At 56.0% G+C, this 24,879-nt stretch carries 17 protein-coding genes; 9 read left to right on the forward strand and 8 right to left on the reverse strand.

Annotated elements, in window-relative coordinates; translation table 11 throughout:
• Positions 1 to 3 precede the first annotated feature (3 nt).
• Positions 4 to 1,197: a PKD domain-containing protein gene (locus tag ACYQ14_RS17105; protein WP_459889647.1), complete on the forward strand. Its 1,194-nt coding sequence runs from the start codon at positions 4 to 6 to the stop codon at positions 1,195 to 1,197.
• Between the two features lie 87 nt (positions 1,198 to 1,284).
• On the opposite strand, the gene ACYQ14_RS17110 is transcribed toward ACYQ14_RS17105, so the two are convergent.
• On the reverse strand, positions 1,285 to 2,613 hold the full coding sequence (locus tag ACYQ14_RS17110) for a polysaccharide deacetylase family protein (protein ID WP_459889649.1): 1,329 nt from the start codon (positions 2,611 to 2,613) through the stop codon (positions 1,285 to 1,287).
• A 297-nt stretch (positions 2,614 to 2,910) separates the two neighbouring features.
• Between ACYQ14_RS17110 and ACYQ14_RS17115 the strand changes: the two genes are divergently transcribed.
• Complete coding sequence (locus tag ACYQ14_RS17115) at positions 2,911 to 4,605, forward strand: asparagine synthetase B family protein (protein ID WP_459889651.1); 1,695 nt, start codon at positions 2,911 to 2,913, stop codon at positions 4,603 to 4,605.
• 250 nt (positions 4,606 to 4,855) lie between these two features.
• On the forward strand, positions 4,856 to 5,242 hold the full coding sequence (locus tag ACYQ14_RS17120; protein WP_459889653.1) for a hypothetical protein: 387 nt from the start codon (positions 4,856 to 4,858) through the stop codon (positions 5,240 to 5,242).
• Positions 5,243 to 5,274: 32 nt separating this feature from the next.
• Here ACYQ14_RS17120 and ACYQ14_RS17125 read toward each other — a convergent pair whose 3' ends face one another.
• On the reverse strand, positions 5,275 to 5,865 hold the full coding sequence (locus ACYQ14_RS17125; RefSeq protein ID WP_459889655.1) for a DUF7344 domain-containing protein: 591 nt from the start codon (positions 5,863 to 5,865) through the stop codon (positions 5,275 to 5,277).
• A gap of 388 nt (positions 5,866 to 6,253) precedes the next feature.
• Here ACYQ14_RS17125 and ACYQ14_RS17130 point away from each other — a divergent pair, with 388 nt between their 5' ends.
• Entirely contained in the window at positions 6,254 to 7,246 is a 993-nt protein-coding gene (locus tag ACYQ14_RS17130) for a DUF1616 domain-containing protein (RefSeq protein WP_459889657.1), read from the forward strand.
• A gap of 816 nt (positions 7,247 to 8,062) precedes the next feature.
• On the opposite strand, the gene ACYQ14_RS17135 is transcribed toward ACYQ14_RS17130, so the two are convergent.
• The 4 genes from ACYQ14_RS17135 to ACYQ14_RS17150 form a co-directional block, all read right to left on the reverse strand.
• Positions 8,063 to 10,039: a hypothetical protein gene (locus tag ACYQ14_RS17135; RefSeq protein ID WP_459889659.1), complete on the reverse strand. Its 1,977-nt coding sequence runs from the start codon at positions 10,037 to 10,039 to the stop codon at positions 8,063 to 8,065.
• The gene (locus ACYQ14_RS17140; RefSeq protein ID WP_459889661.1) at positions 10,029 to 10,991 is read right to left on the reverse strand and encodes a glycosyltransferase family 4 protein; all 963 of its coding nucleotides are present in this window, start codon (positions 10,989 to 10,991) and stop codon (positions 10,029 to 10,031) included. Before ACYQ14_RS17140 ends, ACYQ14_RS17135 begins: the two co-directional genes overlap by 11 nt.
• 4 nt (positions 10,992 to 10,995) lie before the next feature.
• A complete protein-coding gene (locus ACYQ14_RS17145; protein WP_459889663.1) occupies positions 10,996 to 12,072 on the reverse strand; it encodes a DUF354 domain-containing protein in 1,077 nt (358 codons plus the stop codon).
• Between the two features lie 94 nt (positions 12,073 to 12,166).
• Positions 12,167 to 13,561 carry a nucleotide sugar dehydrogenase gene (locus tag ACYQ14_RS17150; protein ID WP_459889665.1) on the reverse strand — a complete coding sequence of 465 codons (1,395 nt, stop codon included), beginning with the start codon at positions 13,559 to 13,561 and terminating at the stop codon, positions 12,167 to 12,169.
• A gap of 393 nt (positions 13,562 to 13,954) precedes the next feature.
• Between ACYQ14_RS17150 and ACYQ14_RS17155 the strand changes: the two genes are divergently transcribed.
• Positions 13,955 to 14,566, forward strand: a complete 612-nt coding sequence (locus ACYQ14_RS17155) for a helix-turn-helix transcriptional regulator (protein ID WP_283835377.1) — start codon at positions 13,955 to 13,957, stop codon at positions 14,564 to 14,566.
• An 815-nt stretch (positions 14,567 to 15,381) separates the two neighbouring features.
• Complete coding sequence (glmS, locus tag ACYQ14_RS17160) at positions 15,382 to 17,190, forward strand: glutamine--fructose-6-phosphate transaminase (isomerizing) (protein WP_459889668.1); 1,809 nt, start codon at positions 15,382 to 15,384, stop codon at positions 17,188 to 17,190.
• Positions 17,191 to 18,016: 826 nt separating this feature from the next.
• Here the strand turns inward: glmS and ACYQ14_RS17165 are convergent.
• A complete protein-coding gene (locus ACYQ14_RS17165) occupies positions 18,017 to 19,087 on the reverse strand; it encodes a carboxypeptidase-like regulatory domain-containing protein (RefSeq protein WP_459889670.1) in 1,071 nt (356 codons plus the stop codon).
• Positions 19,088 to 19,469: 382 nt separating this feature from the next.
• Between ACYQ14_RS17165 and ACYQ14_RS17170 the strand changes: the two genes are divergently transcribed.
• On the forward strand, positions 19,470 to 21,287 hold the full coding sequence (locus tag ACYQ14_RS17170) for a carbamoyltransferase family protein (protein ID WP_459889672.1): 1,818 nt from the start codon (positions 19,470 to 19,472) through the stop codon (positions 21,285 to 21,287).
• Positions 21,288 to 22,273: 986 nt separating this feature from the next.
• Here the strand turns inward: ACYQ14_RS17170 and ACYQ14_RS17175 are convergent.
• The gene (locus ACYQ14_RS17175) at positions 22,274 to 23,449 is read right to left on the reverse strand and encodes a Fic family protein (RefSeq protein ID WP_459890110.1); all 1,176 of its coding nucleotides are present in this window, start codon (positions 23,447 to 23,449) and stop codon (positions 22,274 to 22,276) included.
• A gap of 182 nt (positions 23,450 to 23,631) precedes the next feature.
• Between ACYQ14_RS17175 and ACYQ14_RS17180 the strand changes: the two genes are divergently transcribed.
• Positions 23,632 to 23,964 carry a hypothetical protein gene (locus ACYQ14_RS17180; protein ID WP_459889674.1) on the forward strand — a complete coding sequence of 111 codons (333 nt, stop codon included), beginning with the start codon at positions 23,632 to 23,634 and terminating at the stop codon, positions 23,962 to 23,964.
• A gap of 358 nt (positions 23,965 to 24,322) precedes the next feature.
• Positions 24,323 to 24,853 carry a DUF7342 family protein gene (locus tag ACYQ14_RS17185; protein WP_459889676.1) on the forward strand — a complete coding sequence of 177 codons (531 nt, stop codon included), beginning with the start codon at positions 24,323 to 24,325 and terminating at the stop codon, positions 24,851 to 24,853.
• Positions 24,854 to 24,879 lie beyond the last annotated feature (26 nt).

Raw genomic sequence — 24,879 nt, forward strand, 5'->3', positions numbered from 1 at the left:
GGAATGCTCCAAGATACGCTTTCGCGAAGATCTGCGCTAGCGCTTGTGGCCGGGAGTGCGATTACAGGTGCTGGTATTGCGACGACATCTGCAGACGACGAAGTGGATGGCGACGAATCCGTCTCTCGTGATTCACACGTCATTCTCGAAGGAACTGACCACGAAACTACGGTCTACACGACGGAAGCGCAGGCGGATGGACCGACCGTTCTCGTCGTCGGCGGCGTTCACGGGAACGAGGTCGCTGGATACGCAACTGCAAACGAGATCGCCGAGTGGGCAATCGACGCCGGAACGCTCGTCACGATTCCCGAAGCGAACGCGACAGCGGTCGATCAGCAAGGTCGTGCCGGCGCTGACGGTGTCGACCTTAACCGGCAGTTCCCCGAGAGTAGCGAGCCACAGACTGAACTCGCACGGGGACTCTGGGACGTCGTCCTCGAGAACGAGCCGGACATCGTTATCGATCTCCACGAGTCGACGGGTATCTACGCGGGCGATCCCGTCGATGGTGTTGGCCAGGCGATTTTCCGGTCGAACTCGCCCGATGCCACGACAACTGCACAGGACGCAGTCGACCACGTCAACGGCGAATACGTCGACGAGTCAGATCCATTATTCGAGATCGGCAACTTCACCCGTTCGGGGGTCGAGCCGAGCGGACTGCTCGTTCACAAAGCGACTCGCGATCTCGACGCCGACGCGTTCCTGGTCGAAACGCTCTCGACCGATCACGACCTTGAGACGCGCGTCGAGTGGCAATCAGTGATCGTCGAACGCCTGGTCGAAGACGCCCTCTTCCCGGAGGAGGAGCCGGACAATGGACACGGATCCGGTGATGATATCGACGAAGACGAAGAATCTGCCGACGAAGACGATGAGTTCGCCGAGGACGAGCAAACCGACGATGACGCCTCGGACTCGCCGACCGCTGAAATCGAGACCGATCCGGCGGGAGCCAAAGACCGCTCGCTCGAGCCCGGACAGACCGTCACGCTCGATGGGACCTGCGCCGAAACGCCGAACGAGGCAATCGAAGCATACGAGTGGAGCGTTTACAGCGACGATCAGTACGATAAAACTGGCGAAACGATAGACGTGACGATCGCCAAAGACGGCGAGTACTCGGTCGGCCTTCGCGTCGTCGACGAGACCGGCGCAACCGGAAAAACGAAGATAACCCTCTCGACGGAGTGAACCGCACCCCGGCGTAATTTTTTTGCCGAGTTCTGTGAGGAACAGGCACACAACCTCGCCTTTCAGGGCAGGGTGGATGTCAACGGATTAGTTGTCGAAGTGGACCGACGTTCGCATCTCCCAGAGTTCGTCGAACGTGATGACCTCGACGTCGGAATCGTCGATGTACTCGAGTAGCTCCTCGTAGTCGTCTTCGTCCATCGTATTATCCGCCTCGAACGTGTGGAAGTTCAGGATCGAACACTGGTTGTGTTCTTCGACGAGGTCGATACAGCGCGTCGCGATATCGAGGTCGTGACCGATCGTTCGGGGCAACGCAAGCGGATCGAAGCCGTAGACCCCCGTCGTGTTGACGTTCCCGGCCTGGTTGAAGCCGCCACAGTAGTGGTAGTCGGTAATGTACTCGAGGCTCGTTTGATCGAAGCTGTTGTGAGGGTAGACGATGTAATTCGCGCCTTCGAAGCCGTGCTCGATGAACCAGTTCTTGTCTCCGCCGAGTCGGGCCTCGAGGTCGTCTTCGTCTTCGACCTCGTGAAGCGGGCTGTGGGTCCCGTGGACGACGATTTGATCGCCCTCATCCTGTCGTTCTTGGAGCTGTGATACCGACATGATTCCGTCTCGCCCTTCCTCGGTCCACCGGGGGACCGGTGCCTGGACGGTCGAAAAGTCGTACTCGTCGTGGAGTGGCGATGCGGTCTCGTAGTAGTCGGTGGACCCATCGTCCCAGCACAGGATGACGTACCCCTGATCAGGGGTATCGTGTGTGCGGATATCGTCGATCCACACTTCGGCTTCGTCCATCGAGTGCAAGACGTGAAGTTCGATTCGATCTAACTGCCCGAGATCCGGTTCGATCTCGGTTTCCTCGAACACGCCGGGGCTCGATCGGAACCAGCCGACGTCCGGTTCGCGGTAGGTGATCTCACGAAGCGAGTAGATTTTTTCGTCGCCGAACCGATCGACGAGATGCACGTTGATGGTTATATTACCGGGTGTAGTCGTCCGAACGGCGAACGAAAGATCTCGATCCGTGAAGTCCTCGTCGTCGACGTCACGTTCGACGAGGATGTTGTCCTCACCGTCCGAGTTCAGCTTCAGACTCTGGTCGCCGGCGAAGGCGTGATCCTCGTCGGCCTCGCCTTCCCCTTCGATAACCTCCCACGGCTCGACGTCTTCGAAATCGTCGAAGGACTCTCCCGGGTCCGCGTACTCCTCCCGACTGTTGTATTCCGTTTCGAGTGGTGGAACGCCTTCCGAGAGGGCGGAGGCAGTCTGTTCGTCCGAGGACTCTCCATTCGAGTCGTCGGATCCGTTCGTAACGTCGTCTATCCGCTCGCTACAACCCGCAAGACCCGCGGCGGCGGCTGTTCCTGAGAGGGTAAGGATTCGTCGTCGCGTTGCTCGTCTACGTGACATTGCTGAGTCGATTGTACCGCCACAGGCCCCATTATTATAGATCCAATAGTCGAACGCTGGGCAGAGCGCGTCGACAGTTCGAGGGCGTCGCTATTGGGAATATGGGGAGTAATGAGGCTCACATTCGAGGACGGATCGATTTTCGGCCGTTTGAGCCCTTAACTAAGTCATAATTAATGGTCGCTTCACCGAAGTTTAGACAACGAGGTGCACGCTCTCGGGTGCTCACTGGACGGGGGTACCAGCCACAGTGACTGTCGAACGCCGCTCGCTCGTCCACTGAGGTGGTTATAGACGATGAACAAGGAACTCTTCGGCGTATTTGGCGGTATCGAGACGTTCAAGCGATTCAGATCGGACGACGAATTCGACGAAATCCTCGAAGGAAAAACGATAACCGCGGGGATCAGAGACTCCGGTCTCGGAGCACCCGGCTGGAGCGCGACGTACAGCGATGAAAACGGTATCTGTCTCATCTGGGGAGAAGCGTACGTCCCGGGCGAGGGGTCAAACGCCGCGCGCTGGCTACTCGAGCAGTATTCGATCGAGGGGGAAGACGCACTTCGAAACCTCAACGGGTCGTATCTCGCGGTTCTCGATGCTGATTCCACTGATCAGGCGTTCGTCGCCACCGATATGGTTCGGTCGCGGTCCTGTTTTTATACGGATGGACCCGGTGTGCGAGTCTTCGGAACCGATGCCAGCGAAGTCGGCCGAACGCTCGCCTCGCCCAAACTTCACCGGGACGGCGTACTTGATTTTCTTCACCTCGGCGTGACACTTGGGGAGAAAACGTGGGTCGAAGAGCTCTTCCGACTGCCGCTGGATAGCCAACTCACTTCGGATTCGGTCACCCAGTTAGACCGATTCGTCTACGAACCTCGGAACTTCGACTACGTTCAGGAACTTGCGGATCGGCTCGAGCGGGCGATCGACAGGCGGTCGAAACTGCCGGGAACGAGCGGACTCCTTCTTTCAGCCGGATACGATTCGCGTATCCTTCTGTCGCAACTCCCGGACATCGAACAGTGTTATACCGTGGGGTATCCCGAGGGACAGGAAGTCACCGGTGCAAAACGCCTCGCAGAGCAGTACGACGTAACTCATACCTCGTTTCCACCCGACGAGCGGTACTTGCGCGCACACGAATCGAAAGTTCGCTACTCGCAGGGAATCAAAGAATCACTGCATATCCACCACGCCGGATACACCGACCAAATAAGCGTCGATACGATACATCACGGGCTCCTCTGCGATACGTTTTTTCGCGGCCACTTTACCGAACAGGCCGGAATCGACGTACTCGGAAAGCGGATCTGCTTCGATCGGCTGAATTCGAACCCCGACCCGGTCGAAGTCCTGCTCGAGCGGTTCGGATATATCCCGGAAGCGAGTCTCGACCTCGCCGATCGGATGTCCTTCGATCACGATGTCGAAACCTACGTTAGAGAAACGGTCGGTGAGGCGGTCGACTCGATTGCAGACCGAGCCGATCAACCGCAGAACGAGCTTACCGGTTGTGGAATAGCGAACCAGCCGTCGATACCGTTTCACAACCACCTTTCGGATCATTTCTTTACGGGATTTCTGGCTACCGACGCCGAGCTAGTCGAGTGGCATCTACAGACTCCACCGGAGTATCGGACGACGGAAACGTTCCTTCGCGCGTTCAAACGAATCGACGAAAACGTGCTCCGACACCGTCCACCAGACAGGCCCCACGATACGGAACTCCTCAACGAAGCGGAGAGCTTCGTCCGGCGAAAGACCCCGTTTCTCTCCTCGTTCGATCCCCCTTGGCCGAACCGTGACGTTCTGTTTGACCAGTACGAGTTCGATCAACGCCTCCTCCCCGAACTCGAGTGCACTCATCCGCTTCCGGCGAGGCATAAACTCCGAATCAACGATATCCAACGCTGGCTGGGCATCTGGTCGGACAGAAAAGAGATGCTCTCACCCTGGTTGGCCCCGTCGAATACACCTTCTCTGTAGCATTTCGAAGCGAAGCATTCGTTCTGGCGGAACGAACGAAGCGTCGGACGAGTAAGATGGAGTAGGTTTCCGGGTTTGATCGCTTCGGTAACGGTTGAGGATTCGCAAGTCGACGATGTTGTATAATCCACTTAGAACAAAATTATTAACCATGAGGGAAGGTGTGAAACGGTCTATCTTGCTACCATTTCTCAAGAAACACCGTTGAAGCGTGGGAATACTTATACACCACGAAGATTTAACGTGAAACATGCGTCTGACGAGTGAAAAGGAACTGAAATATTCCGAACAAGGGGACCAGGATTCGGCAACGACAGCAACAGATTTTATCCCCGCGTCAGATCTTGTTCTACTTTCGGTACTTGAGGAACTGACGACCCCAGTTACTGTCGACGAAGTTGTCGATTCTCTCGTACATCCAGCAGACCCCTCAGTCAACACCTGGGCGGATGTCCACGAACGGCTCCACCAGGAACGACTCCCCGCGCTCGACGACGCTGGAGATATCGACTTCGATCCGGAACGTGGGACCATCACAGCTCTCGGGCCTGACCAACCGAACGATCAACTCGTTTCTCGAGCGTTCGTCGGGGCCGTTTCGATTACGCTGTTGGTTGTTCTGTTCGTTATTATCTAATCGTCGCTCTCAGTAGCGAGACCGCTACGTGGTTAGTTGAAAAAGCGGCGAGCAGTCATCAGGGTGAACAGCAACAGCATAAGTGCGCTGAGGCCGATTCCCGAGAAGACCGAGATAATCGGCATTTCGAACACCGCCCCCAGAAGTATTACGTAACAGAGGACAGTTGCGCCGATGTACCCGTCATCCCAGCCTCGCTGCTCGGCTTCGTTGTCAGCTGTCGGTTCGGTAACCGGGTCCACCTGAAGGTATCGGTCGACCTCGTCTGCGAGCGGTTTCCGTTCGACGATTCCGCGGTTCTGTTGGTAGTCGATTATTCCCGCCTTATCGAGTTTCGAGAGGTGGGACTGGTACAACGGAATGTACACGCGTTGGCGCTGGGTGGAAGTCAGTTCTTCAACGGTTGTTTCGTGTTCCCATGCCGCAACCTGTTCTGCAACGTCTCGCATACGGACTGGGCCTTCAGTTTGACGTAGATACTCCAGTACCAGCCGTCTGCGTTCATTTTGCAGTAGGTGGAATATTTCGTCTTTAGGGAAGGTATCGTTCTCCGAACTGCTTTCACCCTCGTTATCCATATCCGATTCCCCCTGTTCTTCCGAACTGATATATGTCGATTCCATCGTGGTGATTCTCACTAATCAGAAGGTGATAATAAAGGATTGGAACCGTACATCTTTTGAGAATCTATTTTCATTCAGTTCATCAATGCGAGTTTGTTTTTTGCCCATTTTATACTCTCGATTACGGGCCTGTAACGTCCAAATAACCGGACCATCCGACACTCGAGCTAAAAATTATTCCATGGTATCTCCATATGATCCGTACCGACATTACTACTGAATTTATGTACGTTCTTAATTTTGAAACGGTACAGAACCGGCGAAACACTTATAGCTCATATTACTGCCAGATACGTTATATGATTCCGAAAAGAGCCCTCTAAGCACCCCCTGATTTACCGGGCTTACAGGGGTGATAATAAACCGTGAGCCGACCGTAGATCGCCATATGAGTGACACCGACTGGTGGTTTCTCGACCTCGCACTTCTCGTTGCAGCTACTGGTGCCGTCGCCCTCGGCCTGTTTAGCGGTATTTCGGGCGCTATTCGGGTCCTGTTAGCGATACCACTCGTTCTCTTATTCCCCGGATACGCCCTCGTAGCGGCTCTCTTTCCCGGTGATGCGAGTGGAGAACAACACTCGTTCGACGAAGAACAAACGGGGTTCGATAAATCTGCACTGCTTAGCGGCGGTATTAAGCCCACAGAACGCTTCATTTTGTCAATCGCTTTCAGTGTCGCACTCGTCCCCGGAATTGCCCTCATTACGACCGTAACCCCATGGGGTGTGACCGTCGAACCAGTGCTTTTCGGGATTTCATTGTTGACGATCTGTCTCGCGCTCATCGGAATCCTCTCCCGGTATCAGCTTTCGCCAGCCCACCGATTCGCTCCATCACAGATACTCGTCCTCCCAATTATTACAGGTGATCAGTCGACCCCGTACAACCGAACAAATACGCGACCGTACAATATCGCGATTGCGTTTGGTCTCATCCTATTGGTTGCCAGTGCCGGATTCGCCGTTGCTAATCCGGTACAACCGGACGGGTTTACCGAGTTCTCCGTCGAAACATCGGACCTCGATGGTGAGACGGAAACGATGTACGAGTCGACGTTCACTGCAGGCGAGCCACAGGAAGTGCCGATTTCGATTACAAACCAGGAGAACGGCGACCGGACATACACCGTCGTTGCACTCATTCAACAGGTTGAGTACGGCGATGGTGGCGAGGTGACGGTCGAATCGGAAGCAGAACTCACCAACGAAACAGTGAGCGTTTCCGAGGGTGAAACGCACGAACAACCACTGGAGATCACGCCATCGGCGGACGGTGAACAACACCGACTGGTATTATTGCTTTACGAAGGTGATTCCCCGTCCGACCCAGCAGTTGATACCGCCGATCAATCGCTCCCACTTCCGATCGAACTCGAGTAAGTAGTAGACGTCTTATTCTTGCGTCTCGGCCCGTATTTGGTTGCACCGCGAGGTTCTAACGACGTTCAGACCCCCGTCTCATTATCACCATGTTATCGAAGCTGGCGAGATCTAACACATGGATAAGTGGGACGTAAAGAGGTTCTACGGCTCTGTTCTCTCACGGATGTCAAACGATCGATCAGCGCTTCCGGCACGATCAGTTCATCCGTGTGAGGAGTTGTAATACTGTCGGCTGTACGTCGTCACGATTCTCATCGCCTCGGGGGAGAGAATCTTTCCATAGGTACAGCCGACAGTCTACACTACCAGCTGTCAGACGTGCTCGGTACCCGCGATAGTGATAATCCAGACTATTCTCAGCAGAATTTAACAGTGATTGAAACCACTATAACGCCGGAAACAGATCCGAGCGGCGCAATTCCCAGCGGGATGGAATTCGCGAATACTATCCCGCACTCAGCTTCCGTGTGATGGACTTTCACTCCGAAGTGGCCAACACCTCACTCGAGGCAACGAATCCGATCAGTCACGGACTGGCCGCCTCACTGCGGAAGTGGAGTTCCTTGGCGCGCTCGAGACGAAAGAAAACCGATCTGCAGAAACGCCAATGTCCATTTCGGATTCTCTCACAGTTCGTCGACAGCCGCTCGTGGGACCGCTCACTCTCGCTCGCGGATCGGTACGAGAGTTGGAGTCGGTCGTTGGAAAACCCGACGAACGCGTTGTAACGAGAAAAATTCCGACGTCGAGGCGAAGACGGGACCGCCACTCAAACCTGGTTTCGATGTCCCAATCGAGGACATCACGCCGAGTTCAGTTAGTCGCCGGCGAAGCCGTACAGAACGTTACTTCGCCGTTCGTGTATACGGCTCCCTGGTCCGGTCGACAGAGTTGCTCTTGTGAGATGGATTTGGTCCGCTGTTCGCCGTCGAGGTCTTCGAAGTAGGTGGCATCGGTCGACTGCGCCGATCGATAGACGGTATAGTCGTGATCCGCCGCCCCATCGTCGGGGATCGTCGCATCCGTCGAAGATGGATAGGCGCCGGTTCGACTGATCACCGTGTGATACGGATGATCGGTGTGGAGCTGTTGTTCTGGAAGAATCTCGTTTCCGGACGGCGATCCGGTGTGCTCGCCGATCGCCTCGACCGCGGCCAGTTCCGCCTCGTCGTACGCGAGACGTTCGTGTTGATCGGAGAAGACCGGATTTTCGGCGTTGCTCTGGACGGCGACTATCATCGCGCCCGGATAGACGAGCGTAAACACCAGTAAGACACAAACCACGATCTCAGGCGAGAGGTTTTGTCTGAACGAACGAAGGCCGATAGCACCGAGAATCGCCATCGGCGCGAACAGGAACGCGAACCACCGAGTCGGAATGAAGTTTCGGATGCCGAACATCGGCAGGACGAGGACAAACACCAACATGATCGCCGCAGCGAGCAGTAGCGTAAAGACGGATTGCTCGGCGCGACGCCTGTGGACGACGTACAGACAGCCTGCAAACGTTACGCCGAGCAAGAGTAAAAATCCGAGCGCGTCCAGGTACGGAACGGCCTGCTCGAGCAACGTCGAGGACTGCTCGGCACCGTCAGCACCGCCGTCGGCCGACCCACTCGCGATATTGAGCAGGCCGGCACTTTCCTCGAGCGTGTCGGTGAAGAAAAGCAACACCGTCGCGAGGAACGAGTTCTCTCCGTACGGAGTAAGTGACCAGATGAAGATGGTCAACCCGAAATTGAAGACGACGAGTCCGAACAGGTTGACCGGTTTCTTCGCGCGAAAGACACTGGTATCAAGTCGAGTCAGACCCAGCGGTCCGATTACGAAGATAACCTGCGCGACGAACGCGGCCAACAACAGGACGAGCATGATGAACGTCGAAACTTGATGGGTGAGAATTATCGCGATCCCAAAGAGGATCAGGAGCGAGAAGTCGCGAATCGTATACTCGACTCGCATCACCCTGATCAGTGCGTACAACATCCCGAGGAAGAACACCAGACCAAGACTCGTCGGGATGAGGTGGAGCCCCCACATCGTGACGTGACTGGCGAACGCGAACAACGCGGCCGCCAACGTCGCCCATCGGTCCGACACGAGGAGATTCGCCGTCGCGTAAATGAGGAGTACCGAGAACGGCATGAGGATCCCCATCGAGAGATATAACGCGGTTCGAAGGGAGACGTCGTAGACGAGCGAACTCGCCACGACCAGCAGGTGATAGAGCGGCGACCCGTAGTGCTTGTCGTGGGAAATCGCACCCAACATCTCGGCGTCGTAAATCGCTTCGACGAACTCCATGTGGGTCCAGATATCGATGCCGATGTATCCCGGCGTCGCGTACAATGCGGTAAAGCGAAAGACCAGCGCGAACAGAACGATCTGGGTTAACACGATCCCGCGATGGAAATCCCGACTATCGGTAAAGACGATCTGACAGAGAATTAGCGTCCCGATCAGACTCGAGAGCGCGAAGAACAGGATCGTCCGTTCCCCCTGAAAAACGGTCAGAAAGACCAGAGACGAGAGTCCGACGAGAACGATCGACGGCAGTGCCATTGCGACGCTCGACGGGAGCGCCAGCATTTCGTTTACGTCGTCCTGTTGGTATAACGAGACGAGATACAGGACGCAGGCGAGACCGAGGATAATCGGCACCGTTTCGAGATAGATCTGGGAAACGAACAACTGGAGCGGCAACAACGCTAACGCGATCAACAGCCCGATGATCGCGGCGACCGTATCGAGTCGAAGAGGCCTGAGTTCCGAGAGGGATTTATATTCCATGGACAACACCCCTTCGAGACGGTGCAGATTCGTTCGTTTCGAGTAACTGTCTGTAAAGGGAGACGAGCGTCTCACCCATCGACTCGAGGCTGAGCCCGTCGATCACCTCGCGTCCATCGGAGCGACCTCGCTTTCGGGCGATGGTGCTGAGACCGTTAACTAGGTCGTCGTCGTCGTCGCTGACGAAACAGTTCGAAACGCCGTCGACGGTCTCGCGAACGAATCCGACATCGGTCGAAACGACCGGAAGGTTACACGCGGATGCCTCTTTGACGACCATTGGGCCGCTTTCACGCTTTGATGTGACCAGAAGGGCGTCGCTCGCGTTCATGTAGTAGGGCATCTCGTCGTGGTCGACGCCGTTTATTGCCCGCAGTTGAAGGTCGGTTTCCGTTTGCTTGGCGAGCGTTCGAGCGCGCTCGAAGTCTTTGACCGACCGCTCCGTGTCGTAGGGAAACAGCACAACCGGTTTGTCGGTATCCCAGCCGACACGCCTTCTCGCTTTTATCTGCGAAATCGGTCGAAAGATATCCGTATCCACGCCGAACGGGATTAGTTCGTGCGGCGTCTCGAGTCGCTTTGCCATCGCTCGACTCGGAGCGACCACGGCGTCCGATCGCCTGGCCCCGTGTTGACTGATCGATCGAAGCCACTTCTGGTCGCTCATCAGATCGGTTCCCCACAGCGTCAGCACGACAGGGCGGGTCGGCTGTGCGAGCGCGAACGGAACGGTAAGTCCGTAGTTCGCGTGGACCAGGTCGAAGTCAGTCGACCGAATGGCTGAAAGAATCTTTGGGTAGTATCGAACGTAGTCGAGCGGCGTTCGACCCGAATCCCCGTCGTATTCGCCCGGGACGCCGAGGACCGTACACTCGATACCGCGGTCCTCGAGAACCGATACCTGTTGTTCGAAAAACGGTCGCGGAGACGTGACCAACTGTAGTACCTTCATTGTGCTAGCTCGGGTTAGTCGCGAGTGCGGACCGATCCGGGTCGACCGCGCCTGCTTTCGTTTCGATGATATCGACGATCAGTTCCGTCACGTCGATGCGTTCCTCCAGGAGACGCTCCCGTCGCCGCTCCCACGTTTCGACGTCGTCGTCTGCCGATTCGACGATCGAAACGGCCTTTTCGAGCGATTTCGCGTGCCGATCCGCATCGTTGAACCCGAACAACAGCTCGTACTCCTCCTCGAGTTCGGTCGTGTATCCGAGCGGTTGGGAATTGACATAGACGGACGGCGTTCCGAGCACCGCTGCCTCCGCTGCCGTCGTCGCCCCCTCACCGACGACGACGTCGGCGAACGCGAGGAGATCATGCATCCGTTCGGGAGCCGCCGTAAATTCGTAGGATTTCAGATCGGCCGGCGGATCGCCTTCCGCGGTGAGCAACACCTTTGCACCGGCCTCCTCGAGTCGGTCGACGACCTCGTGTGGGTCGTCGAACCCCCCCTGTCCGACGTCGTGTGAGGCCTCCCAACTACTCAGTCTGACGACGGCGAAGGTGTCGTCTCGATCCACTCCAACGGTCTCGAGGACGGTCGGATCGGGATCGAACCGGTTGGGATGGAGGTACGCCAGCTCGTGATAGCCGGGGTAGGTTACCTGTTTCGGACCGATTTCGCCGTCGTAACACGCCGGAGTACAGATCACGTCGGCGAAGGGATACCCGAGCTTCTGAATGAGCGCCGCGTGCTCGGTGTCGTAGAAAACGATGCTCTTCGACCGGAGGATCGTCCCAATGTGAGCCGCGGCGACCCCGCCGATCGCGGTGATGACATCGGGCTGGATTCGTTGGGCTCGGCACAACAATCGTGCCTCGTAGGTCGCCTGGACGGTCGCGAGCGATAGCATCGAGTCGGAGTCCGTGGCCAGAAGCTCGTACTCGATTCCGTAGGCCTCGAGCAGGGCAACTGCAACCCCGCTCTCTCGAGCGAAGACGTGAACGTCGTGTCCTCCGGAATCCAGTTCCGAGATGGCGTTGCGAAAGAAGTGGACGTGGCCCGGGTGCTGTATCGTAACGATGATGTCCATTAGTGTTCCCCCTCGTTGTCGAATCGTTTCGCTTGTTTCGTGCTCCCCATCCCGCATCCGTCAGCCGAGTCGATCAACGGCGTTGCGTTGTTCATCATAACTTCCGATAGACGAATCCTGCATCCGCCGCGTCGGCCTCCTCGAGCGCGCCCATTACGTCTACTAGCGCAGGGTTCTCCGCGACATCAGTCGCGACCGCGGAGAGGTCGATGTGTTCGAACTCGGCGTGTGGCGTCGCGAGCAAAATCGCGTCGAATCCGTCGAAGGATAGGGTTTCCTGGACGTCGATGCCGAACGATTCTCGGACGACATCGTTGTCGGCGAACGGATCGTAGCCCTCGATATCGATGTCGTACTCTTGGAGGACTTCAATGACATCGGCGACTTTCGAACTTCGGATGTCACCGACGCCCGGCTTGTACGCCAGGCCGAGCACCAGAACCCGGCTCGTACTGAGCGCCTTTTTGCAGTCGTTGAGCGCTTTGATCGTCAGGTCGGCAACGTGGTTCGGAACAGATTCGTTGACTTTTCGGCTCGTTTCCATTAGCTCCGGAACGAACCCTTCCTGAGTCGATCGATACGTGAAGAAGTACGGGTCGACTGGAATACAGTGCCCCCCCACTAACCCCGGTCGGTATCCGTGGAAGTTCCACTTCGTACTCGCGGCATCGAGGACCTCCTGCGTATCGACGTTCATGTGATCGAACGCGATCGAGAGTTCGTTGACGAAGGCGATATTGAGATCCCGCTGGGTGTTTTCGACGACCTTGGAGGCCTCGGCGACTTCGATCGAGGGGGCGCGGTGAACGCCCGCGTCCACGATGGACTCATATAGCGTCGCGACGTCCTCGAGGACTTTCTCGGTTTGACCGCTGACGACCTTGACGACATCCGCGAGGCCGTGTTCCGCGTCGCCGGGAGTTGCACGTTCCGGTGAGTACCCGACGAAAAAGTCTTCACCAGCGGTCATTCCGGATGCGTTTTCCAGTGCTGGGATGAGCACCTCTCGAGTCGAGCCGGGGTAGACTGTCGATTCCAGAATAACCGTCGTCCCGGCGTCCATCTTCGATCCAACCGTCGTCCCCGCGCTCTCGACGTAGCTCAGATCCGGGCGGTCGTCGTCTCGAACCGGCGTCGGCACGGCGATGATAACGTATTCTGCTTGGGTTAGCGCCGCCGCATCGGTTGTGTACGTGAGTTCGTCCTGCTGGACCGCTTCGTCCGTCAGATCTCCGGTCGTATCCGTCCCCCCCTGCAGCGTCTCGACGGTCGAGTCGTCGACGTCGTACCCGATAACGGGATACGAAGACGATGCGAAGCCGACCGCGAGCGGAAGCCCCACGTAGCCGAGGCCGACCACGCAGACAGTCGGTTTGTCGGCGGCCTGTCCGTGTTCGAGTGAAACACCGTTCTGTTCGGAATTGAGTGTCTGATGGCCGCTTTCTTGCTCGTCATTTCGATCCTCGGTATCGCTAATTGTTGGGGTCATAGGTAATATATCGTTTTGGTCCATCGCACGCGGCTGTGCGACGGAACCGCGTAGACGGCGGTTCCGTATTCGTGGAACCGGCTTCACACTCGACAAGCAGGTTTGATCGGTTTACTATACCGCAGATAAACAGTTGTGGCACCCTCACGTGTGCTCGAACCTATCGATAGCGGCTACAATAGCGGAAATACCGCACAAACAGCGATTTGTATCGCCTCGAGAGTTAGCAGCCTGTTAAACGCGACTGTGTAAACCCATAATGAAGGTGCTATAGAGCGGCTACATAATACGATCAGCGTGCTGTCGAGGCGAGCTCGGCCACGCCCCGATCACCCAAATGGCGAAACTATGGTGCCCAGTTCACAGTCCGATAACGGCGTTTTCCAAGCCGCGGTGACTAGTATTGACTCCGCCGAAACCGTTCCGGGTTCGATTTCGCAATTCGGCGACGTTCCGGACGTATCGACGGTTCACGTCCCAGAAATAATCGAAATTTCGGCAGGGCCTCCCCTCTTGATTCAGATGATTCGGACGGTTTCAGATCTGGAGGCTGCCCTGATCGTGATCCTCTTTCTCATGATCACGGCGCTCGTTGGTATACGGGTTACGGAAGCGATGTCGGATCGCGAACTTTCGGTGCCGACACAGGCGTTGGCCTCCGACGAGCAACGCGAATCCGTCCCACAGAACGAGACGACTCCGCGGGAGCAACCACCCGCCTACGAAAGCGTCGTCTCAGCCGAGACCCCGCCCGAACTGTTAAGCGATGAAGGGCAAGTCGTGCGATTGCTCGTCGAAAACCACGGTCGAATCCGCCAACACCAGATCGCGGAAGAAACCGGATGGTCGAAGTCGAAAGTCAGCCGAACGCTCTCAAAGATGCACGATAGCGGAACGATCGAGAAGACATCGCTCGGGCGCGAGAACGTTATCACGCTCGCGAGAGACGAAATCAACGAAAACAATCAGTCGGACTCGGACAACGTCGGTAACCCGGTCGCCTGACCCCGCCAAATCGGTCTTCGTGGGTGATCGATAGTATCCTCTCGTGTCGAATCGCGTTTCCTCATTTCGCTTCGATCGAATAGTAACGCTGTCAGTATCGGCTGTCAATTACTCATCTCATATCGTTCTTTATTTCCCCGTATTCCGGCCCGACAAACAGCGTCAAGAGGGAACTCCTGTCCAAGATCCTCTCTCGTTTAAAACATCTTATCCGCTTTCGGAGCTCCCGGCGTCGCCACGTTCACCGAAGGTACTAATCGTTTTTTCGCGTCCGTATATCCGCTCTCAGGAGTCAGCTGATCGTGTCTATCTAACAACAATCCTCGGCACTCGTTTGGAGACCTCGGTTAGCAGTTTGATAACGCCAACGAGAAGGGCTGTACACTCCATATCGACGTAGTGCAACTATTTTCCGAGCGCGGGTCGATTGTCTGACGTTCGATCCAACTAGAATCGAATATACACACAGATATACTCAAATAATACACTCTCTTTTGCTTTTTTCTGGAATATATCGGCACAAACCACTCATTATACACTCGATAGGTGGCGGCTTACCTGTACTATAGTAATGGCCCCAAAAGGATATGCGCTAGTAGATACCTGAGTCGTCCCTCAACGGACGCCATATACGGGTATGAGATAACGATGATACGAGACACCACCATATCTGAGGCTACTCTTTCGAGTCGGACTTTCAGTACCGTCGTAGCCAAGGGGCCCGTTTCCAACGACTGTACAGTGACGAACAGAACACTGAAATCTGGCCTACGAGCACGGATGCAACAAGTATCGGCGACTGAGGTGTGTCACTAATGTGTGGTATTATTGCACGGATCGGTCACGGAGATGCCGCAGAAACGCTACTGTCTGGCCTCGAGAACCTCGAGTATCGTGGCTACGATTCCGCAGGTATCGCAGTCCAGAACGGATCGGGCGTCAAAGTCCACAAATGTTCGGGTGAAGTATCCGAGCTCAAGTCACAGCTCGAAGTCCGTCCGAACGGAAACATGGGAATCGGCCACACGCGGTGGAGTACCCACGGACCGCCAACCGACGAGAACGCCCACCCACACACCGATACTGTCGGCGACGTGGCCGTCGTCCATAACGGCGTTATCGACAATTACGACGAACTCAAAGCAGACCTCCAATCGAAGGGGCACGAATTCGAGAGCGATACGGACACGGAAGTGATCCCGCACCTGATCGACGAGTACCGGGACGAGACGGGTGACACCGAAGCGGCCGTTCGAAAGGCCGTCTCGACCCTCGAAGGAAGCTACGCAATCGCCGCTATCGTCGACGGAGAGGAAGCGGTGTACGCCGCTCGAAAGGGATCGCCGCTCGTCCTCGGTCTGGACGACGACGAGTGGTTCCTCGCGAGCGACGTTCCAGCCTTCCTCGATTTCACCGACGAAGTCATCTACCTCGAAGAGGGGGATATCGTCGTGCTCGAACCCGACTCGTATCAGATTACGGATCTCGAGGGAGAGCCGGTTAGCCGCTCGACCGATATCGTCGACTGGGATCCCGAGGACGCGGGCAAGGGCGAGTTCGACCACTACATGCTCAAAGAGATCTACAATCAACCGACCTCGCTCTCGAACACGATCGAGGGTCGTGCCGAGGACGGCGAGGTCGTTTTCGAGGACCTGCCCGCGGGCTCGTTCGACGATATCGACGCCGTCCAGTTCGTCGCCTGTGGCACGTCCTATCACGCCGCGATGTACGGCGGCCAGTTGCTTCGCTCGGCCGGAGTCCGTACCGAAGTCCTGCGAGCGAGCGAGTACGAATCGACGACCGGCCCGGTCGACGAGAACACGCTCGTCGTCGCAGTCACGCAGAGCGGCGAAACCGCCGACACCTTGGAAGCTGTCCGCGAAGCGACCAGTCGCGGTGCTCGCTCGCTCGCGGTCACCAACGTCGTCGGCTCGACCGCCGCCCGGACCGCCGACGATGCCGTCTACATTCGGGCCGGACCGGAAGTCGGCGTCGCCGCAACCAAAACGTACTCGTCTCAGGCGGTCACGCTCGCGTTACTCACTCAGCGTATCGCCACTGACCTGCCCGATGCGGAGCCGGCGGAAGACAAAGAGGGGATGCTCGAGACGCTCCAGGACTTGCCCGGTCACGTCGAGCAGGTGCTCGAATCGAGCCGAGCGGAGACCGTCGCTAAAGAACGCCTGGACAGCAAGTCGTACTTCTTTATCGGCCACGGACTGAGCCACTCGGTCGCGCTCGAGGGGGCGTTGAAGTTCAAAGAGATCACCTACGAGCATGCCGAAGGGTTCGCTTCTGGACAGCTCAAACACGGTCCCCTCGCGCTCGTAACCGATGAGACGCCGATCTTTGCCGTCTATTCAGGTGGTGGAGACGAGAAGACGAAGACGAACGCGATCGAAGCCCAATCTCGGGGTGCGCCGATCGTCGCGGTCGGTCCCGACGACCATTCGCTCGTCGATGTGGCCGACACGCATCTTTCGGTTCCCGACACCCACCCCGTCTGGGCCGGCTTGCTCGCGAACGTTCAGCTCCAGCTCGTTTCCTACCACGCGGCAAAACTGCTCGATCGACCGATCGACAAGCCCCGAAACCTCGCAAAGAGCGTCACGGTCGAATGATACGTTTTCGTTCCTGCTAACCGATCAACTTCGTAGTGGCCTGTTCTCGAACTGAATCAGCACTTCTTAGCGACGTCCACTCGAGTGCGACGTACGGTGCGTTCACGAAGAGGAGGGGATTGGCGGACAAACGTCACAACCACTCGAGGATGGGGTTCGTCCGTCTCAAAGAGATCAGTTCGAATCGACGAGTTGGACGAAGTGCCACGACGACCCAATCACGTTACTGTCGCCGAGCACACCCACTGGATTCCCGACGTGATCGGCCCGCTCTAATTACCGAACTCACAAAATCCAACCGCAGGTTCGGTTGGTGCGTCTGTCCGGGTCGGGGCGCGTAAGCCGCCCAACTGTATCCCGCTTGCTTATCGAGCAGAGGGTGCTATCGCACGGCTGAGGAACTACAAAAGCCTCGGGCCACCGCGCCCAAGGCTGTTTATTCTGGCATCTGTCCAAACCAACGCCACTCGAAGGAACTGTTTCGGGCACCAGGGACACCGACGAACAACCGCTTTCAGAAGGGCAACAACGGACAGACGGGTTCGCATACGCGGATCCGGATCCGGATGAGGTGTGGGGTAGATCGACACGCCGTTACTCGAGCGTGACCCGGCGTGATCAGCGCTTTTCGGGGGCCGACGACTGGTGCCTCCCACTCCGACCAAAATCGAGTTGGCCCAACGCGTGGATAGGACCGACAGCGACTGGCCTTTCTCCGATCAAATAGCAATTACGACGGCTTCGGAGGAAACTGTGGCCGTGCAAGCGAACAACGGCGAGCGAACAGAATACCGGTTAGACGAACGCAGACGCGCCGCCAAACCGGCTACTCCGCTTCGAGTTCGAGCGTGATCTCTTCGTCGTCACCGTCGATATCGACCGAATCTTCCGCTTCTTCGTAACCGTCCGCGTCGGCTGTGACTATGTATTCCCCGTTCTCGCGTTCGAATTCGGCCTCGCCGTCGTCGTCAACTTCCTGGTCTTCGCCACTGAAGGCACCGAAGAAGTCGTCATCGGCGACTTCGACCGTCGCATTGTCGAGCGAATTCCCATCGTCATCCTCGACCACGGTCGTCAGTGTGTGTAGCCCTGCATCGTCGTCTTCGTCATCATCGTCTTCCGCCTCGAGTTCGAGCGTGATCTCTTCGTCGTCACCGTCGATATCGACCGAATCTTCCGCCGCTTCGTAACCGTCGGCGGAGGCAGTGACGGTGTACTCTCCATCCTCGATGCTAAACGCCGCCTCACCATCGTCGTCGGTTGTCGTTTCCGCGTTGACACCAGGCCCGCCGTCGACCTCGACGGTAGCGTCTTCGACTTCATCGCCGTCATCGTTCTCGACCGTGGTCGTTAGCGTGTGTTCTTCGTCTTGCTCGTCATCTTCGCTTTCGTCTGCTTCGTTCTCATCATCTGCTTCGTCTTCATCATCGGCTTCATCGTCGGCTTCATCGTCGGATTCGTCAGCATCAGTATCGTCCGCCGCTGATTCCTCGTCACTGTCGTCCTCATCACCCCCGTCGTCCGCTTCTTCGACTTCTCCATCGTCGCTATCCCCGTCATCGCCATCACCCTCGTCTTCATCGTCATCGCCGGCCGAGGAGTCACCGAACCGGTCACTTACCGAATCGATTGCACTGTTGATCGACACGCCGCTTGCCGCAAAGATGAGCCCTGTCAGTAACAGGAGGACACCGACGACGGTCAACAGAATTTGAATACTGCTTTGAATCGAACGGGTATTTGAACCCTGTTGTCGAGCGTTAGGAGACATAACTGTCGTGTCGATTACCGACTCGGACGGGTTCCCGTCCGCGAGATCCCGACTCGATTCATCTCGAGCGCAAGAGAGTCCGATAGCGCCGATGGTATCGCCCATCGCCGTCCGTATTCCAGCCACTGGCCTGAAAGTGAGCGTCGGGACTTCGATCGAACCGCTGGTCCGATCGGCGATGGCGTAGATGGATGCATTACGATTATGGTTTCTCCTCTGGGCGGTTCACTATAGTGATTATAAGACCGTTTCAAACGGACAACGCTCTTCAACACCAGTGGAAATTGCCAATAGAAATAACAACAACCCGGATTTCCGAGGCTCTATTTCCGTTATTTCCTGTCTTTACAAGACACAGTTGTGAAGAGAATTAATGGCTGGCCAAACGAGCACGTTGGTTCTACTAGTTGCATCTATCCAGTAGGGAAGCATCGTCTTCCTCGTTCTGGAACCTCGTTTGGCGTTTAACAGGTTCATATTATCGGTGATAGATAGACTCTGTTCAGCCATGAGTGACTATACGCTTGCTTTCAAACCCGCAATTGGTCTGTACGGGCAACACGACCCCAGTGCTGTCCTCTTCGAAGACGGGACACCCGTGTTCGGTGTCGAAGAGGAACGGCTCACTCGCCAAAAACACGCCCCCGACACCTTCCCAACGAACGCTATCAATGCCTGTCTGGACTACCGACAACTCGCTCTCAGCGATCTCGACACGATCTTCCTCCCCTACGATCCAAGTCTTCGGTCTAACATTCGATCTCACTACTTCGGCGATGCGATCCGCGCGCCAGGAATAACGAGAAAAATCTCCGCGATCGAAGAAGCCATCGTCACCGAGTTTCAGAGCCAACTGCTTCCGACGCGAAAGATCGAATCCCGTCTCGAAGAAATCGACACGCCCGTTCCACCGATCGAGCGACTCTCACACCACCGATGTCACGCAGCAAGCGCGTTCCACCCGTCCGGGTTCGACGAGTCACTCGTCGTGACGATCGATGCGAAAGGTGAGTACGACTCGACCGTCGTATGGCGGGGTGACCAGGGAGGGCTAGAGCGGGTCAAGACCTACGAACATCCGAACAGCCTCGGGCTATTCTTTGCGATCGTTACCGAGTATCTCGGCTACCGGATGTTCAACGGGGAAGGGAAGGTGATGGGATTGGCTCCCTACGGGAACGAGAATCCGCAGATCGAGCGTGCGTTACGGTCGCTGATCGACGTCGAAGAATCGTACGACGTAACCGAACTCACGAAGCGATGGGGAACCGGCCACGGCGTGGAACTCTTGGAGGAAGTCTTCGACCGGACTCGAAAGGACGAGCCTGAATCGTTCGATCAGTGGGAGAAAGACCTCGCGTACACCGCTCAGAAACTGCTCGAGGAGATCGTTCTCGAAATCGTACAGACGCACACGAGAACCGTCGGTTCGAATAATATCGCTCTCGCCGGCGGCGTCGCTCTCAACTGCAAACTCAACAAGCGTATTCGGGAATCGGAACACGTCGACAACGTGTTCGTCCAACCCGTTGCAAACGACGCGGGACTCGCACTCGGGGCTGGGTGGGTCGGTCAATCACCGGCCACTGTCGACCGACTATCGACGGTATACCTCGGTCCGGAGTACGACTCGAACGAGATCGAATCACAGCTCCGGACCACCAAGATCGACTACAACAAACCGGATAATCTCGAGCGGTACGTCGCCGAACGGATCGCCGACGGCGCGCTGGTCGGGTGGTTCCAGGGTCGAATGGAGATGGGGCCTCGAGCACTCGGCTCGCGGAGCATCCTCGCCGATCCCCGAACGATCGACTCGCGTGACCAGGTTAACCGGTTCGTCAAGCACCGTGAAGAATGGCGTCCGTTCGCCCCCTCTTTGCTCGAAGAAGCGGCTGAGGAGTATCTCATCGACGGTCAGACATCTCCGTTCATGATCGAGGCGTTCGATATCGAACCCGAGAAAGAAGACGAATTGAGCGCCGTCGTTCATCCCGCGGATAGTTCGACGCGCCCCCAGACCGTTCGAGAGGACCAACACGGGCGATACTACAGATTGATCGAAGCGTTCGGTGATATCACGGGCGTCCCGGTCCTCCTGAACACCTCGTTCAATGACAACGGCGAACCGATAGTGAACACGCCGATCGAAGCAGTCAAAGATTTCTACGGAATGGGGCTCGATCTCCTCGTACTCGAGGATTACGTCCTCGAAAAGAATGCGGTGGGTTCGTTCCCGGATCAAGCCACCAACGAACCGGTTACCACTCGGTCCGCCCAGCACGACGGCAGGTACGAACAGAAACGACCGATCCGAAACGGATAGCGGACAGTTCTGCCTCTGTTTTGACACATCTGCGTTCTTTCTGTGGACGCTCGTTGGCCCGCTCGAGGCCGTCGGCAGTTACACAGCACAGTCATTGAATCAGCCCACGGCGGATGCACTCGATTTCGGAACGGGTCTCGTCTCCGATCTCGAGAACGATGGTTGCCGTGTGAGCGTTCTCATCCGAATTCAACGTCGCACTTGCGACTCACGACGTTGTTTGCAAAGAAGTGCTCCGACAGGGATTCGAACCCGATGTAAATCCTCGCTTCACTCGGATTTCCGTGATTCGAATCCAGGGTCGCATTTACGACTCACCGTTTTGTTCGTCGTAAAATGCTCCGACAGGGATTCGAACCCTGGTCATTGCCGTGAGAGGGCCGAAGCAACCCGAGGGGCAATGATGTAAACTTACCCGAACCGTCCTCCTGAAACGGCCGATTTCAACCGTGTAGAGCCACATATGTGCTTGATACGGATAAGGAACCCACTTAATTGCCCGAGACGATTATCCGGTTCACCCGAATCGATTTACACCCGGTCCGACCGAACCCAGGTAGGTTGCCTCGACGGTCAATCGAGGGCAGCAAAGTGGGATCGCTAATCTGCCGATCCTTTATATAAACACCGGGTTGTTTTCAGGGTCGATGCCCCGTTCAACCCAACATAACCGCGTTTCTTTATACGTGCTCGGCAGATCGATCTTACCGGTTATATTCCACTCAGCTCTATTAGGAACTCATCTCTTGACCCGTATTCAAAACATCACACATTGCTGGCAGATTGACCATATAATGCACTGGCCGAACGATACAACTCAGTCTGCGTTTCAGGCATACTCGCAATCCCCGCCGTAGAGAGAGAGACACCACTTCAAAGATCATCGAAATAAGACGTTGTCTTTGGAGTTCCTCATCGCCTTTACGAGGAAAGACGCCGAAGGCGTCTCGAACCACTTGACCCCGAGGCGGTTCACCTATAGAAGTTCAGTATGTTCGCGGTGGTCGCTCGAGAATGTCGAAAATTTCGCGTGCGCGAAACTCCCGATTCCGCTCTTTCTCGGTCGTTTCCTCGAGAACACCTTCTTCCTCGAGGCGATCGAGCGCACGATAGGCAGTCGGCCCAGTCACGTCAAGCAATTGCTTCACCACAGCCGCAGTGAGATACGGCTGTTCGAAGAGGGTACACGCAAGTTGTGCATACGCAGCAGCGTTGTCACCGTATTCGGATTCGTATTCCTGCTGCAACGTGTACAACTCCTGTGAGCGCAACAGCGATTCTTCTGCTTGCTGGCGAATCCCCGTCACAAAAAACTCAATCCAATTCTCCCACTCACCGTACTTCCGGACTGCAGTCATGCGATCCACATACGTCTCCTTGTAGCGATTGAAGTACTCGCTCAGATAGAGTGTCGGCTGCTCGAGGTACCCCTGATTATAGAGTTGGAGCGTGATGAACAGTCGTCCAAGTCGACCGTTGCCATCTCCGTACGGGTGGATCGTCTCGAATTGATAGTGTGTGAGCGCGATATCGATGAGCGGGTGGTAGCTCCCGCCGGTCCGGATGTACGTCAACAGTGCATCCATCAGCCCGTTGACGACGCTCGGAACGGGAGGAACAAACTCACCGAGGTGGTTTGGGACCGTTTTGAACGCTCCGATGGTGTCCGTTTCACGCCGATCGTCCGGAACGTCGGTGAGGAGCGTCTCGTGAAGGCTATGAAAAAGATCAACCGAGATGTCGTCCCCATGATCGAGCGCATCAATGCCGTTCTCGAGTGCTCGTTCGTAATTGAGGACCTCTTGGACGTCTTTCGTTTCGTCGACAGCTCTGGCTGGGTCGCTGTCGGATTCCGGATTGTCTAGAGATCTGGTTTCGAAACTATAGAGTGCGTTGTAATCGATATCTGCCCCCTCGATTTCAGCTGACTCCATCGCTTCTTTTCGAAGCAGCGATGTGTACAAGACAGGAGCGAAATCAGTTGTCTGGCTAAAGCCACTGAGTTTTCCGAGCCAAAACGTCGCCTCCGAAAGCGTTTCGTAAAAATCCTCCTCAAACTGCAGTGCAGTATCAGGCGGGAGCGGATCTGGACTATAATATGGACGCCGGTCGTATGGGACAAGTCGTCCAGGGGCCTCCTCAGATAACTCTTGCAGTGCCATTTGCAACTATTGAGTTATACACCCACCATTAGTTAAATATTGCGTCCCTAATATAACTAGCTCTGCGCCTACAAAGGGCTGCATTCAGTCTCAACGCATATTGAAAGGATATCGATTACGGGTGATTCGGCGTAACAGATTTGCAAATATTTTTTATAATGAATCAACCTTCTCGGTATGTTATGCCATTTGATGGGTTTCAGGGATTCACAGCGTGGGATCCAAAAGAAGATGATTTGTCTGAACCGTGTCTCGGGAACGATCTAATAATGGAGTTCAGGCGTGACGATGATGTAGTATTCATATATGATTCACCAGATCATGGGGTGTACGCAGTGTATCACGATCTCCACTATCTTCATAATGTTTATTACATGAATTCGTTACAATCACTCCTCCCGGTAGTCCCGTCATTGTTGAACACCAATTGGGAAGTAACAGAGTATAATGCTGAATTTGTCAACGAACAATTCGATACTCAATTACCAGCCGCTGTGACTTCCTCAAAGAAATAACAGTACTCAACAATCTGGCTTACATTCGTAACTTCTCCATCGGGGCGGCCAAAAGGTATGAAAGTGGGTTCGGTCACTGACGCCAGGTTTCAGCGATATCGAGACGCGGAGTTGGTGGAGCCAAACGGCTTCGACGTACACCGGGCTGGCGAATTCCCGCCGTTTCAAGAAATCGTATTGGACAGCGAAGACGCCCTCGCAATCTTGGTGAGAGGAGAAGTGCAGTCCTCCATCAACCCGTGTAGAGTGAGGAAAGCCACTCATTGGCTCTTAGGCGTACTGATACGCACCCGACAGCCTAGGGAGATGAGAATAGCATCCCGAAGAGTGATATATTCACGTCTCGTACGTTGATTCGATGCCAGAGTCTGCCCCGGCGTTCGAGGACGTGAACGAACGCGCCAAAGAGGAGTGGAAACGTGATACCAGCCCGTTCGACCGTGTACGGTCAGTGATGCGCACGGCGTACGAACCCATGAGCGCGGCGACCGTTGCCGAGAACGCCCTTACGTCGGAGCAGACAGCACGCAAGCATCTTCGTTCGCTCACCGAGCACGGCTACGTGGCAGAGACTGCGTCGCCAGACTCGGCGGGGACGCTGTATCAGCGGTCCAAGGACTCACTCGCCCTCGAACAGGCCCGACGTATCCTCGACGAGACGGACACCGAGACGCTCTCGACACGCGTTCTGGAGATGCGCGAGGAGCTTCAGGAGTACGGCGACCGGTTCGGCGCTAACTCGCCCGACGACGCCGTCCGATCCCACACGGATATCGACGCAGAGACGCTCCTAGAGTGGCGAACGACGCGGCGGAACCTCGCATTCGCTGAGGTGGCGCTCGCGCTCAGTGCGGTCGAAAACCCTACTGGTGGCACAGAAGCAGTCTGATGCAATTCGATAATGGAGACGGCGAC

This window comes from Halostagnicola bangensis, from assembly GCF_054653435.1.